The organism is Fusibacter bizertensis (assembly GCF_029914245.1).
Lineage (GTDB): Bacteria > Bacillota > Clostridia > Peptostreptococcales > Acidaminobacteraceae > Fusibacter_C > Fusibacter_C bizertensis.
The window spans coordinates 312384-330706 of the sequence record NZ_JARYZI010000002.1 but is presented as its reverse complement, the minus strand read 5'-3'; the positions used below and the strand labels follow the sequence as shown (position 1 = coordinate 330706).

The following is an 18323-nucleotide window of genomic DNA, read 5'->3' as shown; positions in this document are numbered from 1 at the left end:
TGTTAGAATGTTGTTAATATTAGTTATTGGAGAATTTTATGAGTAATTCAAATGGTTTTTTCCCAGAATTAGAAAGATTTTCAGGAGTATTTGGACTTGACGGGAGAGGTCTGTCCAAAATTTATAGTTCCTGATTCACATCTTGATGATACTCAAATTCTATGATTTGATTAAACACGCCTCAAGCATGTGCTTGGGGCTTTTTATATACTCATAACTTCGAGTATAGAGTATGGACCTCGATTAGATGGCACAAAAAACAAACTAATTCAAGCGAGGAGAATCAAATGAAACCAATAAAGCATAACAATCAAAATGATTATAATATAGAACTCAAAAAAAACGTCAATAGAAATTATACGTTTACATTTTTACAAACCATCGATTTAACACGGGGCATATGGATGATCTATCTTGCCACTAAGGGGATGTCCCTAACACAGCTCGGGCTATTGGAGATGATTTTTCATATCACTTCATTTTCAATGGAAGTACCCACTGGTGCTGTGGCAGATCTATATGGTAGGCGAACAAGTCGTATCCTTGGAAGAGCACTTTCGGTCTTAAGCGTCGTTATATTACTGTTTGCAGATTCATTTTTATGGTTTGCAATATCCTTTATAATTGTTGCACTGTCTTACAACATGGAATCCGGAGCTGGAGATGCACTTGTTTATGATTCTATGAAGAGTATAGGCATTGAAAACGAATATATGCGTGTAGGTGGCAATAAAGAAATGGTGTTTCAAATCGCCAACGTGTTTGCATTCCTTTTAGGCGGTTATCTAGCGACACAAAGTTACCAGTGGGCATTTGGTGTTACCATCGTCATGGGACTCGTTTCCTTTTTGTATGCTTTTAAATTTGTCGAACCCAAACTTGGTAGGGTAACAGAACGTGGACACAGAGGACAAAATTTTGTATACCAGCTTAAAGAAAGCTATGCAATCCTGAAAGGGCATAAAAGGTTGGGTTTTCTCATATTATTTTCCCAGTTTGTTATGAGCTTCACGACAACGATTTTCTTTTATCTACAAAATTATATGAAAGCAGATGGCTTTAATGAGGCATTTATCGGCGGCGTATATGCTGTCTCTTCTTTAGCAGGTGCTATATTGGCAACACAGGTATACAAAATTGAAGCGGTTATAAAAGAAAAAGGTATATTGATTTTGATGCCGATTATTACTGCGGCAAGTACATGGGGAATTGCACTTAGCCAGTTTCATTATGCTTTCTATATCCCTATTTCGCTCGCAGAAGGGATGATATTTGTAGCGCTTGGAGATTATATCAACAAAGTGATTCCAAGTGAAAACAGAGCTACGATTTTATCCATGGCGAGTATGATTTTTAGCTTTTTTATGATTACTCTTTTCCCATTGATTGGCTGGTTAGGTGACAGATACTCACTGCAAGGTGCATTTGTATTTATGGCAATTTTAGGGTCTTTTTTGACTTTGATCAACACAATTGTTATTTCATCTAGGAAAGTTAAGTAAAAGTCTCCCTATTTATTTTTGAGTGTAAGAAGGGAACATAAGGGGTATTGATGACTATAGTAAAGGTGTGTCCTTTTAAACTTGAAAGTGAGGAAATATGAATATAAAAAATTATAATAAGTTTATCATTGTTACAATACTATGCTTATCAGCACTTTTGGTAATTTCATCATGTGCAGCTAAAGATGATGAGGTGAGTCAAGTAGAAGATGCTGTAACTACAGTTTTCGAAAAAATTGATTCAGATCGTGCCATTGAATTGATGGCTGAACTTTCAGATTACAGATTAGTAGATGTAAGAACACAGGAAGAATTCGATGAGGGACATATCAAAGGTGCTGAGTTGATGCCACTAGATCAACTTGAAAGTTTAGCAGGTGATCAGCTAAATGATAAAGACCAAGTACTCATCGTATATTGCAGAAGTGGTAATAGAAGTGGTCAGGCGAGTGATCTCCTTAAAGAGTTAGGATATACTCATGTTTATGACCTTGGTGGTATCATCAATTGGACAGGAGAAATTGAAAAATAATCACAATTAGCATACAATCAATAATAGAAAACAACTAAATTTTATAAAGAAGGTGGATAAAATGGAAAAGAAAATAGTCTTATACACAACAGCATATTGCCCTTATTGCCATCGTGCTCTGAAAAGATTGGATGATAAAAAAGTCACTTATCAAAACATAGATGTCAGTAATAACAGAGAAGCATTTAAAAAAATCATGGATCAAACAGGATGGGATACAGTACCTCAGATCTTTATAGATGGAGAGTTTATTGGCGGATGTGATGATCTACTTGCACTGGATGCTCAGGGAAAACTCGATGAAAAGTTAGGTGTCTAGAATGACAATTGACAACCAAAATATCAAAGGAAAATGTAAAGTCTACTTTTTAAAACACAGTGGTGTTATGGTAGAAACTGATGAATTTCAAGTTTTTTTTGATGTGATCTCAAATATCTCAGATATCATCAAACCTGAAAAAAAGCAAGTTTTTCTCATCACCCATGGTCATTATGATCATTTTGATCTCAGCATAGCCAGTTATAAAGAGATGAAAAGCCAATTTATCGTTTCAAGTGACATTACAAAAGAAAAAGTTGAATCACTTGGTGCAAATGTGCACTTTATGAGTCCAGATGAAACAATGGAAATTGATAGTGTTACCATACAAACTTTTAAAAGTACCGATTTAGGCGTTTCTTTTTATGTGACATTGCAAAATTGCAACATTTTCCACAGTGGTGACCTTAACTGGTGGCACTGGGAAAACACGCCAAAATCAACTCAATTAGATGAAGAGAAAGCATATAAAGTGATTATCGATGAAGTCTTAAAAAAGACAATCGATATTGCGTTTATACCTATGGATCCGAGACTAGGCATTGCAACAACTTGGGCAATTGACTATTTCAAAGACCATAATGATGCTAAAATCATCGTTCCGATACACTTCGGAGATCAGTATAAAGTAGTCCGAGACTTAACTTCAGATATGACTCAAAATTCACATCTTGTGATTCCGAGTAAAGAAAATGAACAGTTGCTTTAAGCTGTAAAATTAGTTGACTATAATAAAAGGCCTTCAAAACTAAAATGTTTTGAAGGCCTTTATTGATCACGTGTACAGCAATTATATTTTTTTCTTTAACATTACAAAGAACCAAACAACCGCTACAGCAAAAAATGTATGAGACAATCCAGCAATATAGTTGAAACTTGCAATTTCAGTTCCGTTGACTTGTCCGATACCTCTGATGGTCATGGTTGTAAGTACTCCGAGTAGTCCTGCGTTGTAAAGGATAACCCATTTGTTAAAGTTTTTACTTGATGAAAGCGAAAAGCCCTTATCAAGTGCAAGCACAATTAGGAAAAAGAACATTCCAAGTGTAAAGGCATGCGTGTGAACTGTTGCCAGTTGAGTTATTCCAGTAAAATCGTTCATTTTAGTATATTCTCGGTAAAAGACACCAAATAGTTGACCGAGAATCATATAAAATAATGCACTATAGAACAGTTTTTTCATAAGTCACCTCTTTAAGATTAGTATTCCTACATATATTACCCGTGAAGATACATTGCAAACAATTTAAAAGAAGCAATGTGCCAAAAAAAAGATATTAGTTAATCCGCTTGGGTATAATTCAAACAATTGATATTATTTTCTTAACTAAGTTATTTAGAGGCGTTCGAGTTTTTAGAGAGAGGGGTTATTTATGTCACACCGTATATTAAGAATGCAAAGAATTGGGTTTCAATGGGAAATGGAAAATCCATTCCTTTTTTGTGCACACCATAAAGATGACTATCCAAAAGGTAACGAACAACAAGAACCAGTCGTGTCACTCACAGGAAGACAGTTGGGGGAGGATTTTGCAATAAAGGATGGTTTTAGGATGTATCACGGCACGAAAATACCTGGTTTTCCCATGCACCCACATAGAGGATTTGAAACGGTTACAGTTGTAACTAAGGGGTTTGTAGATCATTTTGATTCCCATGGAGCAAGTGGTAGATATGGCAATGGAGATGTACAGTGGCTTACTACTGGATCAGGATGTCAACATGCTGAGATGTTTCCGTTAGTTTCTATGACAGAAGACAACCCACTTGAACTTTTTCAAATTTGGTTAAATTTACCTGCAAAAGATAAGTTTACACCACCGGATTATAAGATGTTATGGTCAGAAGATATTCCGGAAATTTTAGTTGGACCTGAGTATGGTGCAAACTCCAAAATAAGGATCATCGCAGGGAGTTTTGCAGGACAAGTTGGGCTTAGACCCTGTGAAGCATCTTATGCTGCTAATCCGCAAAGTAAAGTAGGTATTTTTTTGATTGAGATGACACCATATGCGGAGATTAATTTAGAGGTGGTTTCGCCTACTTTAAATAGAAATCTGTATTTTTATCAAGGTGAAGGTAAAATCACTATTGGAAGCAGTACCATTCCATCTTCAACACGTGTAAAACTTGATGGTAACTCTGAGATCAATATTGTAAATGGCGCAGATACAAGCTATATGCTTTTATTAGAAGGTGAGCCTATAAACGAACCCGTCGTCAGCTATGGACCTTTTGTCATGAACACAGAACAAGAAATAAGACAGGCTTTTAGCGACCATCAACATACGCATTTTGGTGGGTGGCCATGGAGCCGAACGGATCCAATTAATCCTAGAGAATCAGGTAGATATGCAAAGTATCTTGATGGGCGAGAAGAAAAAAGATAATCGTGGATAAATAGGAGCCAAATGAGAAAAAGTGAAAGGATGTGGATAATATGCTTATCATAAATAAAAGAACATTAAAATTATCCACAAAACTTTGGATATGGACCATGGGTCTGGTGATTTCGTCAATGGTGATAACTGGACTAGTAAGCTATAATCGAGCAGTCAGTGAGATCAACCATAGAAATGAAATTATCTTAAAAAATGCTGCTGTTATGGCAGTTCAAATTCTTGAGTTACAAGAAAAAAATGTGCTAGAAAAAGAGTCGACTTTAGAGGAGGCTCAAGAAGATGCTGTTGAGATTCTAAGCAATAACCAAGGGGTTGAACTTGGTTTAAATGGCTATTTTGTAATTCTAGATGGACACGGAAATTTTATTTATCATCCAACGCTAACTGGTGAGAATGGTTATGACTATCAAGATATGAGCAAAGAAAAGAAATACTTTGTAAGAGAAAGTATAGATGTTGCTAAGAGGGGGGGTGGCTTTACTTATTATAACTGGATTAATGCGCTTACTGACAAGCAAGATGAGAAAATGAGTTATGCACTTTATTTTGAGCCATGGGGTTGGATTGTAGAGTCAACCACTTTTTTAAGTGATTATAATCAAGCTTTCTTAAGTATGCTTAATGAATTGATTAAAACCTTTGTACTTATCGTAGTGTTGGTTTTTTTTGTGATTCACCTGTTTGTTTCAGATCTTATAGAACCAATAAATGAGACTGTTCTAGCGATGGCAGGCGTGAAAAAAGGCATCTATAATTATATAGATAATAAAGACCGTAAAGACGAACTCGGTAAACTTATTCTAGGCTATAATACTATGGTCGAGTCTATACAGACAAGTCAAGAAAATCTGTTGTTACACAACGAAGAACTTGAAGAAGCCAATCGGGAGATTCAAGCACTTTATGAGCAAATGTTAGCATCAGAAGAGATGCTTCGATACAATTATGATGAACTTGAACGTTTTAGAAAAGAATTAGAAATAGAAAAAGATAATTATCGTAGAATTCTCATGGCAAGTAATGAAGCATATTGGCAATATGACACAGTTAAACAGGAGATGACCATTACTAATTTCTCACGTGATGGTATGTCGTATCAAATTGGTATTGATGAATTTATGACTTCAGTCTTTTTAGAAGATATAACAATATTGCTTAGCTATTTATCTATTGATCCTAAACAGTCTGAAGAGATGTTTGATTTAAAAGTTAGATTACTTGTCAATGAAGAGGAGGGGATATACCACTGGTTTCAAATGCTAGGGATTAGGGAAAATCAATCGGTATTTGGATCAATGACAGATGTCCATCAAGAAGTGATCAACAGAGAGCGAATTGAGTTTTATGCGTTCCATGATCCAGTACTCGGCCTTTATAATATGGATTTTTTAAACGATATCGTGAAAAATACCATCAGCAAAAATTTAGATCATACCCAATATGTCTTATTAGTTATTGGAGTGGTTGGCTATGCGAGAATTCTAAACGCATATGGAAAGAACATCACTGATATTATGTCGTTCCAGCTTAGTGCAGAAATCAGCAGTACTTTTGAGATGGCTGAGTATATATCTGTACTTCATAGCGGCAGGTTTGCAATATGGATGAAATGTACAGAAAGAATTGATTGCGCAATGGAGCAAATTTCGAAGCTAGAACTAGCACTCCAAAATCGTGTAGGTAAATTTTCTAATATTGAAATGCCAATTAATATTGCTTATGGTGCAACGCTTATAGATGGTAGCCATCGAGACAGTACGAGTGCGATTTCAGAAGCAGAAACAGCATTTGAAAATGCAGTGTCAAAAGGAATTTTACACGAAGTAAGATGGTATGATGAATCTCTAAAAGTAAACAAAGAGAGGTCGCTTGCACTTGAGCAACATCTTTTCAAATCTCTTGAAAGAAACGAAATGTATGTTGTGTACCAACCGCAGTATAGCTCTATTTCAAAAGAAGACATTATAGGTTATGAGGCACTTTTGAGGTGGAATAATGATGAGCTCGGGAGTATAGGACCAGATGAGTTTATACCAATTGCAGAAGCCGTGGATTATATAAATGTATTGGGACGTTTTGTGATAGAAGAGTCTATGAAATTTATAAAAAGAAGAAAAGACTCTGGTGATATGATCAGTGTTTCCATCAATGCATCATACAAAGAATTATTACAAAACGACTACGTGAGTTATCTGAGAGAAAAGATTGAGACTTATGATTTAAGTGTGACTCAAGTTCATATAGAGATCACTGAAACAACCATATCAGAGTATATTGATATTGTAAGAGAGAAATTAGATGAGCTAGTAGCATGTGGATTTGAAGTGCATATGGATGACTTTGGCACAGGCTATTCATCTTTGTACCAACTGGGGAAAATGCCAATTCAAGTCCTTAAAATTGACAAAAGTTTTGTCTGGGCAATTGAAACAGATGAAAAAATGGAAGCACTAACAAAACTCATTATAGATTTGGCACATCGTATGAATATGTGGATAATTGCAGAAGGTGTTGAAACGATGAAGCAATATGAGATGCTTTCAGATATGGGATGTGACTACTATCAAGGTTATTTGTTATCAAAACCGCTAGATTTTTCAAAAGAGACTAACCAATCAACATAAGCTTGAATCCAGTTATTGTTAGGGTCGACAGTAGGCGTACCATGTTTCTTAGAGGATACCGAGATTACTTTATGAGGTATTCTCTTTTTATATAAACATTTTTCGTATTGCTTTGCTATTTCCTCAGGACAATAGTGATCATTTTCATATAAGCATAAAAAAGTTGGAGGCGTATCTTCGTTGATAAAACTGATAGATTCCCATTTACTAATTTTTTCTGTAGATGGATGTGGTTGCCCCATGACAGCAGAAAACATCATCTCATAGGTGGTATTTTCTTCAGTAGTACTTAATTCTAAGAGTGGTAATAAGCTCAAAACAGGATAAATTAGGGCAATAGACTTTAGTTTGTATTTTGTGTAAGTGGAGCAAGCGAGATGAGCACCAGTAGATAAACCAAGTATTGAAATTTGACCAGGGTCTATTCCGTAATGATCTGTATGGCTAAAGACATATTCAATTGCATTTTCAAGGTCATTCATAGGTGCTGGAAAATAAGCATATGGTGCGCTTGAAGAGGCATGCAAAATAAAAACCATGAAACCTTGTGCAACAAATTGCATGGCAACATATTCAGCTTCATCTTCATGAATCGTAAGGTACCCTCCGCCAGGACATATGATAAGCGCAGGTCTATACTCGCTCATTGCACCTGCTGAGAGGTTGGATGATATATAAGTGCGTTGGGTTTGACCGATTGCGACGAGTTTGATCTCGGATAAAACGGGATGAAGTTGAATCGTCTCATAAATCATAGTTATACCTCTTGACTACTTTTTCTTGTTGATCTTACTTAGATACCTATAGATTGTAGCTTCAGAACTTTCAAGTACCGCTGCTGTTTGGCTTACGGCACCTTTCATTAAGAAGAAGTTTTCTCTATTTAAAAGTGAGACAACTTCTTGTTTTTCTTTTGGTGTCAATCTATTGGCATCTACACTAGTGTTATGGGTTACCTCAGATATAAATTTTAATATAATTTCTTTTGGTGTGGATTGAAGACGCTCAATATCAAATGGTGCGTTTTCAGCGCTTTCATAATCAGGTAATCGAGCTAAATCTCTCAAAAGTTCAGCAGCTTTTTGAAATTTACTGACATCTGTGTTTATTGTGAGCATTCCTCTAGGATTACCACTTTTGTCTAAGATAAAAAAACTATTTGATCTTAGTGCGAGCCGATCTTTGGTTAGACTCATTTGGTTAAGGTAATAAGGCGGGCTGTCATTCCCTTTGTCTTTGAGTTTCGCTATCGCAAATCCCGAGAGTGGATCTCCAATGGTTTTGCCACTGATATGTCCATTATGAACAGCGATGATGGAATTGTCGATATTATCTAAACTGTAAAGTATAATCTCTGTTTGCGTATCAAAACAACCACCTAAGAAATTAACCAGATGTATGTAGGATGAAAAATCAAACTCAGAAATAGCAATCACCTCTTTTTATTTTCTCATGGTAAGAATTAGTTATCATAAACTTATTTTAGCATCTAGGTGTGATATGTCAACGCAAGTATAGTAACTTCAAAGTTTTAGCAATAGGTCTTGAATAAAAGGAAGGAGTATAGTATATTTTAAGTATAACAAAAAATTATCACAGTGATAAAAATTTTGTATATGGAGGGTATTATGTCTCAAATCAAACATCCAGCAGAACCGTTTAAGATTAAGATGGTAGAGCCACTTTACATGACAACAAGAGCACATCGTGAAGAAGCACTTAAGGAAGCGGGTTACAATCCTTTTTTACTAAAATCAAATGATGTTTACATCGATCTACTAACAGATAGCGGAACAGGTGCAATGAGTGATAACCAGTGGGCAGGAATTATGTTAGGTGATGAGGCATATGCGGGAAGTCGCAATTACTATAATATCGTCAGCGCTGTACAAGATATTTTTCAGTATGAATATATCGTACCAACTCACCAAGGTAGAGGTGCAGAACAAGTTCTTTTTCCAATCCTTTTAAAAGAGGGACAATATGTCCTAAGTAATCATCATTTTGATACAACTAAAGGCCACGTTGAACTTGCGGGAGGTAAAGCAAGAAATTTCTTAATCCCAGAAGCAACAGATACAACGACTTATTATGATTTTAAAGGTAATTTCAACATAGAAGCAGCAGAGGCATTTATTCAAGAAGTTGGGGCAGATAATGTTGCGTTCTTAATCATGACGGTGACAAATAACTCAGCAGGTGGTCAACCTGTTTCAATGGCAAATATGAAAGAACTGAAGAAACTTGCAGATAAATATGGCAAGCTCATCGTGATGGACTCTGCAAGATTTGCAGAGAATGCAATGTTTATCAAACAACGTGAAAAAGGTTATGAGAATGCGACGATTAAAGAAATCATCAGAGAAATGTTTGGATATGCAGATATATTGACAATGAGTGCTAAAAAAGATGCAATTGTCAACATGGGTGGCATGATCGCGATTAAAAACGACGTGGAAATCTTTAAAGCCGCTCAAGTTAGATGTGTTCCTATGGAAGGCTTTGCAACTTATGGCGGACTTTCTGGTAGAGATATGGAAGCCCTTGCTAGAGGTCTTTATGAGGGAATCGAAGAAAGTTTCCTTGAATATAGACTAGGTCAAGTAAAATACCTAGGAGATAAATTAATGGAACTTGGTATCCCAATCCAGTATCCAACTGGGGGACATGCTGTATTTGTAGATGCTAGAAAAATTTTACCTCATATTCCTGGTGATCAGTTCCCAGCTCAAGCGCTTTGTAATGCACTTTATCTCGAATCAGGCGTGCGTCCAGTAGAGATTGGTTCTTTCTTGCTAGGTAGAAATCCTGAGACAGGTGAGCAAGAAGAAGCGGCACTCGAGCTTGTGAGACTTACAATTCCTAGACGTGTCTATACACAAAGTCATATGGATCAAATCGTTGAGGGATTCAAGAAAGTTATGGAGAACAAAGACAAATTAGTTGGTCTAACATTTGATTATGAACCACCTGTATTAAGACACTTTTTAGCAAGACTTAGACCGCTAGATCAATAAAACTAAAATCAATTAATATGCCTATAAAAAGAGCGTGGATAAATCCTTGGTGTAAAAAGGAGTTATTCACGCTTTTGTTTATTCTATTGTAGTTTTACTCATAACTTCAAAGAGAACAACAGCTGTACTGACCACATCTGGGTGAAACTGTTTGCCAGCTTCTGAGCTTAGAATCGAGACAGCTTTCTCATGTGAAAGTGCTTTGCGGTATGATCGTTCTGATGTCATAGCATCATAAGCATCTGCTACTTGAATGATATGTGCACCAATAGGGATTGCGGTACCACTTAGTCCAAGTGGATAGCCAGAACCATCAAAATGTTCGTGATGCATGTATGCCATGGTGACAATTTCACTAAAGTTAGTGATATTTTCTAAGATGCGTTTTGAGTTGGCGGGATGTTTTTTAATTTCCTCGAACTCTTCGGGCGTAAGTTGCCCGGGCTTATTGAGGATATCATCAGAGACACCCAATTTGCCAATATCATGTAGAAGAGCAGCTATTTTGATGTGTTCGATCTCTGCATTGGATAGCTGTAGAGCAGCTGCGATACATTCGCTGTAGTGCATGACTCTTTTAGCATGGCCAACAGTATAGCTGTCTTTGATCTCAATAGCTGTTACAAGTGCCATTATGGTTTCATCGTATAGTCTTTTTTCATGGTTAAACTTAACTTTTAAAGTGTAATAGTTTGAAATTGATTGCGCATAAAATCTCAAAATTTCTTGAGAAGTTTTTGAAAAGGGTTCGTTTTTAAATCTTTCAAGACTAATCAGACCGATAAGAGTATGGTCATATAGCAAGGGGGCATACAGTGTTGTAAAATTTTCATATGTTCCTAGTTGCTTGAAAATATCTAGATTATCACTTGTAAATTGTCGGTCATCACGTCTTGCTATGTAGTTTTGATAGGATTGTATTTCTGAAAACTCGGTGCATTCAAAACCAATAAAAAGATCCTCTTTAGTAAAGTGGATATGGTTTAGTAATTCCATACTATAACCTTTAGCACAGATAGGTTTATATAAACCATGATCTTCGACATATATTGAACCCTTCTCAGCTTCAGGGATTAATTCAAAAGCAGAATTGAGTACCTTTGCCAAAAAGGCCTCTTTGCTAAGTGCATGTGTATCAGCAAAAGCGTTGACAAGCAAAGAAATTTTGCTATATAAAGTAAGTTCATCTAAATTATTAAGAATCAAATTTATCCTCCAGTAGTATCTTGTTAGAATTATATCACTAACATATACAACTTAAAATAAGCAATAAAGACCATTTTATTAAGAGAACAAATCATATGATTGAAAGATTTGTTACATTTGATTGGGGTAATAGTGTCTATATAAATAAAACAGAACACATAGCTCTAAACTATGTGTTCATTATACAAGGAGGAAAAATGAAACTAAAATCTATTTCGAGTAAACTGCTCCTTGCTTTTTCTGTGATTATACTCAATGTTTTAATTGTTCTTAGCACAATTACATTGATTAATGCAGCAGACTTAAAAGCCAATGCACACAGCGAATTATTGAAGTCTACTAATTTGTTGATGGAGCTGATTAGTAAAAAAGCTGAAGATGCTCAAGGATTAGCAACTACATATGCAAAAGATGAACGGATAGTAAGTGCACTGAAAGAAAAAAATAGAGATACACTAGCTAACTTGATTGTTCCAATGTATACCGATCTACATAGTGGCCTAGGACTTGCCGTATTTGAAATTGGTGATGACAAAGGTATTGTTTTTTTAAGAGGACACAGTCCTGAAAAATATGGTGATGACAAGAGTAGCCATGAAACAATCATTAATGCGTTAAATGGTAAGCCAAGTCATGGCACAGAAACTGGTTCTTCTGGAATTGCTATTCGCGCATTTGTACCTATCATGGATGGAAGCAAAGTTATAGGAACTTTACAAACTGGTTTTTCAGATGATTTTTTTGAAAGTTATAAACGCGTTTCTTCGTTAAAAGTGGAATTGTTTGATAAGGAAAAACTGTTATATACAACAGATTCATCAAATCTGATTAAAGTTGGAACTGAGATTAAAAACATCGACCCACAAGATGTTGAAAATTTGCAACTTGCTTTCACAGGTAAGGAACAAGACATTTCTCAGAATAAGGAACTGCATTATTATATACCACTTTACAATCCAACACGCTCAGAGGTGATTGGCGCATTTAAACTCACGTTTGATTTGTCATCAATAAACCAGATGATTATAAGAACACTTTTGATCAATGGTGCCTTATTAGTTGTTATCTTAGCAATTATCATTTTTATATTGTCAACGTTTAATAAAAATTTATCTAAACCAATTAAAGAATTTACTGGTATCATCAACCAAATGGCAGACAATGATTTTACAGAAAAAACGATCATCAATCAGTTTGCATTAAAGCAAAAAGATGAAACTGGACAACTAGGACGTGCCATTAAGGAACTTAGTTTTTCAATTAGGGAGATGATTGTTTCTTTGGTAGAAACATCAAATTCTCTTGCAGAAAAAGCTGAGGCTTTAGGTGAAAATGCAGAAGCGGGATCTGCTTCTATTAACGATGTGAACATAGGCTTCGCAGAATTTACGACAGGGATTCAAGAACAAGCAATGGACGTCAGTCGTAGCGTAGATGCCCTGTATAATCTTGCGAAGTATTTGGATGAAAATCAAGCGATTTCAAAGCAAATCTTTGAGAATACTAAAATAGTTGGTCATAATAAGGATACTTCAGAGAAAAGTGTCAAAGAGATGACTGAAAGATTTAATAGTTCAATAGATGCAACAAATCATTTAATGGGCACTGTAGATAGGTTGATGGATCAATCTCAAGAGATTGGTGGTATCTTAAGTGTAATTACTAGCATTGCTGAACAGACGAACTTACTTGCCTTAAACGCTTCAATTGAAGCTGCAAGGGCTGGTGAACATGGTAAGGGGTTTGCAGTTGTTGCAGATGAAATCAGAAAACTTGCAGAACAAACCTCTAAATCCACTGGAAATATCTACATGATTACTAACTCTATAATAGAGAGTATAGGAGAGGTCAAAAGTGGCATGGATTTATCAACTGAAAAATTAGGAGAAGCAAATCTTAAACTTGGTGAGGTAAATCAAGCGCTGGTCATGATTTCTAATAGTGTCGAGGTAACATATAATGATGTCAGTAAGCTAATTCAGCTGAATGATAAGATCAGTGAGTCAGAAGGGGAGACTTCTGGTTCTTTAGAATCCATATCGGCAGTTATAGAAGAAAGTGCTGCAGCTGCTGAAGAGATTTCTGCAAGATTAGATGTTCAAGATGATATGATAAAAGTGATTGCATCAGAAGCAAATGCACTAGAAGAAATTGCAAATCAACTAGATAGAAGAACTAAACTCTTTAAAATTTGATGTTTAAAAAATGTTATACAGGCTGAGTGCTTGAAGAAAATACATGATAGACTCAGCCTTTTTATCGTGTCATTAATTATATTGTTCAGCCATCTTAAGAAGGTATTTATCTATCTCCATTTGATGCTGAAATATATCATATAGATTCTCAGGTGACTCTTGTCGATTAGTTTTAACCCATTGCGAGAGTAACGCAATCGATACAGCAGCGCGCATTTCAATAAAATACTCATAATGGGCGATGTCTATCTCTGGATATTCACCTCGAAGATCATCTACCATTTTTACAAAAGCATGTTTTAAGATATCTTCTCTCTTGGCACTAATGAGTAGTTCAATAATTTCAAAATTATAATACCAGTATTTAAAAAAAGGCAGGAAGAATAAACGCTGTGCACTTTTATTTTCATCAGATGAACGTGCCATTTCAAAAATAGTTTTGATAAGGTGTTGACCACATAATGCGTATGACTCATCTGCTTTGTAATGGAGTACATCTTCTAAAGTATCAAAGTTACGATAAAACGTAGACCGACCAAGTTTGGCTTTTGTCACTACTTCTGTGACGTTGATTTGAGAAAAAGCTTTTTCTCGCATTAATTGTTTTAGCGCTTCATATAACCATTCACTGGACTGTATTGATCTTTTATCATTCTTGATATGATACATATTTCCCCCTTGTGTTTCAGATGATTCAGTTGCATTGACACGTTTACATAACTAGTATATATTATTGAGAGATACGGTACAAGTGTAATGTAAAGTTATATTTGTGGCACATTTGACATGAAAGGAGAACGACAATTGGAACAATTGGCACAATGGATTGTAAAACAAAGGCATAAATTGCTGATTACTTTTGTTGTATTGACGCTAATCGCACTTGTTGCAAGACAATATGTGGGAACGAACTATGAATTATCCCATTATTTAGCAAGCGATATGGATTCTGTCAATGCACTAGATATTATGAAAGACGAGTTCGGACTTCCGACAAGTGTTCGAGCTATGGTAAACAATAAAACACTTTCAGAAGCTGCTGAACTTAAAAAACAAATTGCAAAAATTGATGGTGTTGAACATATTGTTTGGCTTGATGATGTCACAGATATCTATCAACCTATGTATATGATGCCAGAAAAAGCAATTGATGAGTATTATAGAGATGGACACGCACTTTTTTACATCTATTTCACAGAGAGTGACTTTTCTGAAAAGACAGGTTCAGCCATAAGAGAGATAGAAAATGTTATTGGAGATGATGCTTATGTATTTGGAACTGCATCAAGTAGTCAAGATGTGGTTGGTGCAACTGAAAGTAGTGTAGCTTCACTGACTTTTCTTTTTATACCGATTTTAATGATCATATTACTCTGGTCAACAACTTCTTGGATTGAACCTATATTATTTTTAATAACTTTAGGTGTCGCAATTTTATTAAATGGTGGAACAAATTTACTACTTGGAAAAGTTTCTTTTATCACTCAGAGTATGTCTACGGCATTACAACTTGCAATTTCTATGGACTATTCAATATTTCTACTACATCGTTTTGCCCAAGAGCGAGAAGAGGGGCATACAGTAGAACTATCCATGAAAAATGCCATCAGCAAATCATTTGGTTCTATCTTAGCAAGTTCTATCACAACAGTGGCTGGTTTTATGGCATTACTTTTAATGAAGTTTAAAATTGGGACTGACATGGGATTGGTTTTTGCTAAAGGGATCTCTTTTAGTTTAATTACCACACTCTTTTTATTACCTGCGCTTACAATTTTGTTTTCAAAACTAATTGATAAAACGCATCATAAAAGTTTAATTCCATCTTTTAAAGGATTAGGTAAAGTCATCTATAAACTTAGGTATGTCAGTTTTGCAATTGTACTTATAGTTGCTGCACCAGCCTTTTTAGGGCAACAAGCAAACACGTTTGCTTATGGTGGTTCATCAATTTCGGAAGAAGTTGGATCAAAATCCTATATTGCTAAACAGGCGATTGAATCTGTATATGAGCCTTTTAATCCAGTGATCTTGATGATACCATCAGGAGAACCGGTAAAAGAAAGAGAACTAATGAATCAGATATCAGACCTGCCTGAAGTCGATTCAATTCAAAGTTTAGGAACCATGGTCGATGATAAATTACCAATGGAGATCTTGCCAGATAGTGTACGTAAATCGTTTGCTAGTGCAGACTATCATAGGATGATTATTGGACTTAATACGCCTGAAGAAGGCGATATAACCTTTGGTGCAATAGAGAAAATTAAGAATTTGTCAAATGCAATGTTTTCAGAGAAGGCAGCACTTGCTGGTACAAGCGTAAGTTTATACGATATCAAACAAGTTGCTTCAACAGATAATCTTACAGTAAACTTAGTCGCTATTATGGCAGTTGCTACAATTATCTTTTTTACATTTAGATCAAAACTGTTGCCATTTCTTTTAGTTTTGACGATAGAGTCAGCAGTATTTCTAAACATGTCAATTCCTTACTTTACAGGGTATAAGATGAGTTTTATAGGCATGCTTGTTGTATCTTCACTTCAACTTGGCGCAACGATAGATTATGCTATTTTGATGACCTCTCGTTATCTTGAACGACGTCTCGACTTTGCACCAAAAGAAAGTATGATCATGGCAGTTGACGATGCTGGTGGATCTGTTCTCACATCTGGCGTGGTGTTAACTGTAGCGGGATATGCAATCGCAATGACGTCAAGTGTTCAAACGATCAGTGAAATGGGGGAACTAATAGGGAGAGGCGCATTTTTAAGTATCATAATGGTATTTATGTTGTTACCAGCACTATTGGTTATCTTTGATAAATTTTATATCAAACGTCAGTTGAAAAGAGGAGGCATATCACATGAACAAAAAAACGATTAAACAACTTATTTCACTAAGCCTTGTTGCACTTTTAGTTGTGGGCGGCCAGTTTAATATAGAATACGCACAGGAAGTCAAAGGCACAAAAGATGAAACCGTATATTTTGATTTAGAGGCAACAGGTAGATTAAGTAAGGCTATTGTAGTCAACGCTTTTGATACCGAAGGAAATAATGTTAAAGACTTTGGTGTTTATACAGATATCATCAATTTGTCATCAGTGGATGAGCCTATAATAAACGATAATAAAATTGAATTCAACCTAGAAAGTGGGAAGGCGATAGAGCGTTTTTATTATCAAGGAACACTTGTAAATCCAGTGAATCCATGGGTAATAGATATTTCTTATCAAATAGATGGACAACCTATCGAAGCCGAAAAATTATCTGGAGCCAATGGGGAGCTCGAAATAAAGATTCATGTTAAACCCAACCCGATATCAGTAAAAAAGTTTGCAGATCAATATACACTACAGATGATCACGACGCTTAGCACTGAAGTCGCATCCAAGATAGAAGTCGATGGTGCTTCAGTTATTACCGTAGGTAGCGATAAACAAATCGCCATGACAGTACTCCCAAAACAAGAAAAAGAATGTACAATAAAAGCGAGTATCAAGTCCTTTAAAATGGATGGCATCACTGCAACCGGCACGCAAATGGCACTTGGTATAGATATTGATACTAAAGCGATCACAGAAGGTATGGATGAGATGGTTTCAGGATCTCAAGCCTTAGTTTCAGCAGTTAAAAAGCTAAATAGCGGTATCGCTGAGAGTGCGGCAGCTGTGAACTCTTTAGATGCCAATCTCAAATTAATTAAAGCCAATGGTGAGCCACTTCTATCAGGGAGTGAAGCGATGTCAAATGGGCTGACTGATATTGTTACAGGAACGGGTGCTTTAGAGTCGGGATTATATGGACTTAACCAGCAACTAACCGGTGCAGTTAATGAGAGTGCTGATTTAAGTACCCTGGCAACACAGATGCTTCAAAATCCAGATCCCAATATACAAGCGCTTGCAAATGGTGTTTTAAGTCAACAGATGCTTATCAGTGGCACTCAAGGCGCAATTGAGGAAATGTTACAAGGGGCAACAACAGTAAATTCAGGGTTACATGCATTGCAAGCATCTCAGACGCAGTTTCATGTTGGATTAGTAGAATGGATGAATGCACTTGGCAATTATAGCCAAGCAATGACGCGTTTTAATTCGTCTTTTGCTCAATTACCAAACAATACAGCTTCTTTACTTGAGGGGCAAGTGGCGCTTAATTCCGGAATCATTGACGCGAGAGACCAATTGATCTCTATGATAGAGAATTTACCAATCCCACTAGATACCGATCCTTCAGCTGTAAACTCATATGTAGATGTGCTCAACACACCTGATAGCGTACAGTTTATTATGAAGACACCTGCTGTAGAATACGAGGTCGTTAAAAACGTTGAGCCAGTAAAAGAAGAAAAAAAATCCTTCTGGGATCGTGTAAAAGACCTATTCTAAGTTAGATTATTCTAGCTGAAAACTATAATAAATCCATCTTTTTAATGACAAAACCGTTTATGTAGATAATACATTTACGGTTTTTTTGATTTAATAGGAAACACAGGAAATGGTTATTTCCTACAAAGGG

General features: G+C 35.9%; 15 protein-coding genes. 10 read left to right on the top strand and 5 right to left on the bottom strand.

Features of this window, described 5'->3' with window-relative positions; genetic code table 11:
- Positions 1–287: 287 nt before the first annotated feature.
- The 4 genes from QE109_RS04835 (at position 288) to QE109_RS04820 (ending at position 3062) form a co-directional block, all read left to right on the top strand.
- On the top strand, positions 288–1502 hold the full coding sequence (locus QE109_RS04835) for an MFS transporter (RefSeq protein ID WP_281093275.1): 1215 nt from the start codon (positions 288–290) through the stop codon (positions 1500–1502).
- 97 nt (positions 1503–1599) lie between these two features.
- On the top strand, positions 1600–2034 hold the full coding sequence (locus tag QE109_RS04830; RefSeq protein ID WP_281093274.1) for a rhodanese-like domain-containing protein: 435 nt from the start codon (positions 1600–1602) through the stop codon (positions 2032–2034).
- 61 nt (positions 2035–2095) lie between these two features.
- A complete protein-coding gene (gene grxC, locus QE109_RS04825) occupies positions 2096–2353 on the top strand; it encodes a glutaredoxin 3 (protein ID WP_281093273.1) in 258 nt (85 codons plus the stop codon).
- Between the two features lies 1 nt (position 2354).
- Positions 2355–3062, top strand: a complete 708-nt coding sequence (locus QE109_RS04820; RefSeq protein WP_281093272.1) for an MBL fold metallo-hydrolase — start codon at positions 2355–2357, stop codon at positions 3060–3062.
- 81 nt (positions 3063–3143) lie between these two features.
- Here the strand turns inward: QE109_RS04820 and QE109_RS04815 are convergent, their stop codons facing one another.
- Positions 3144–3536, bottom strand: a complete 393-nt coding sequence (locus tag QE109_RS04815; RefSeq protein ID WP_281093271.1) for a DUF2871 domain-containing protein — start codon at positions 3534–3536, stop codon at positions 3144–3146.
- Between the two features lie 190 nt (positions 3537–3726).
- Between QE109_RS04815 and QE109_RS04810 the strand changes: the two genes are divergently transcribed.
- A complete protein-coding gene (locus tag QE109_RS04810; RefSeq protein WP_281093270.1) occupies positions 3727–4743 on the top strand; it encodes a pirin family protein in 1017 nt (338 codons plus the stop codon).
- Between the two features lie 50 nt (positions 4744–4793).
- On the top strand, positions 4794–7379 hold the full coding sequence (locus QE109_RS04805) for an EAL domain-containing protein (protein ID WP_281093269.1): 2586 nt from the start codon (positions 4794–4796) through the stop codon (positions 7377–7379).
- Here QE109_RS04805 and QE109_RS04800 read toward each other — a convergent pair.
- The gene (locus QE109_RS04800; protein ID WP_281093268.1) at positions 7325–8134 is read right to left on the bottom strand and encodes an alpha/beta hydrolase fold domain-containing protein; all 810 of its coding nucleotides are present in this window, start codon (positions 8132–8134) and stop codon (positions 7325–7327) included. The genes QE109_RS04805 and QE109_RS04800 overlap by 55 nt on opposite strands.
- A 15-nt stretch (positions 8135–8149) precedes the next feature.
- A complete protein-coding gene (locus QE109_RS04795; RefSeq protein WP_281093267.1) occupies positions 8150–8815 on the bottom strand; it encodes a helix-turn-helix transcriptional regulator in 666 nt (221 codons plus the stop codon).
- A gap of 201 nt (positions 8816–9016) precedes the next feature.
- Here QE109_RS04795 and QE109_RS04790 point away from each other — a divergent pair, with 201 nt between their 5' ends.
- Positions 9017–10396, top strand: a complete 1380-nt coding sequence (locus tag QE109_RS04790) for a tryptophanase (RefSeq protein WP_281093365.1) — start codon at positions 9017–9019, stop codon at positions 10394–10396.
- Between the two features lie 78 nt (positions 10397–10474).
- On the opposite strand, the gene QE109_RS04785 is transcribed toward QE109_RS04790, so the two are convergent.
- The gene (locus QE109_RS04785) at positions 10475–11602 is read right to left on the bottom strand and encodes an HD-GYP domain-containing protein (protein WP_281093266.1); all 1128 of its coding nucleotides are present in this window, start codon (positions 11600–11602) and stop codon (positions 10475–10477) included.
- Positions 11603–11799: 197 nt separating this feature from the next.
- Here QE109_RS04785 and QE109_RS04780 point away from each other — a divergent pair, with 197 nt between their 5' ends.
- Positions 11800–13797, top strand: a complete 1998-nt coding sequence (locus QE109_RS04780) for a methyl-accepting chemotaxis protein (protein ID WP_281093265.1) — start codon at positions 11800–11802, stop codon at positions 13795–13797.
- A gap of 72 nt (positions 13798–13869) precedes the next feature.
- Here the strand turns inward: QE109_RS04780 and QE109_RS04775 are convergent, their stop codons facing one another.
- Entirely contained in the window at positions 13870–14466 is a 597-nt protein-coding gene (locus QE109_RS04775) for a hypothetical protein (protein WP_281093264.1), read from the bottom strand.
- Between the two features lie 135 nt (positions 14467–14601).
- Here QE109_RS04775 and QE109_RS04770 point away from each other — a divergent pair, with 135 nt between their 5' ends.
- Entirely contained in the window at positions 14602–16686 is a 2085-nt protein-coding gene (locus QE109_RS04770) for an efflux RND transporter permease subunit (protein ID WP_281093263.1), read from the top strand.
- The gene (locus tag QE109_RS04765; RefSeq protein ID WP_281093262.1) at positions 16667–18193 is read left to right on the top strand and encodes a hypothetical protein; all 1527 of its coding nucleotides are present in this window, start codon (positions 16667–16669) and stop codon (positions 18191–18193) included. The genes QE109_RS04770 and QE109_RS04765 overlap by 20 nt, the downstream gene beginning before the upstream one ends.
- Positions 18194–18323: the final 130 nt, after the last annotated feature.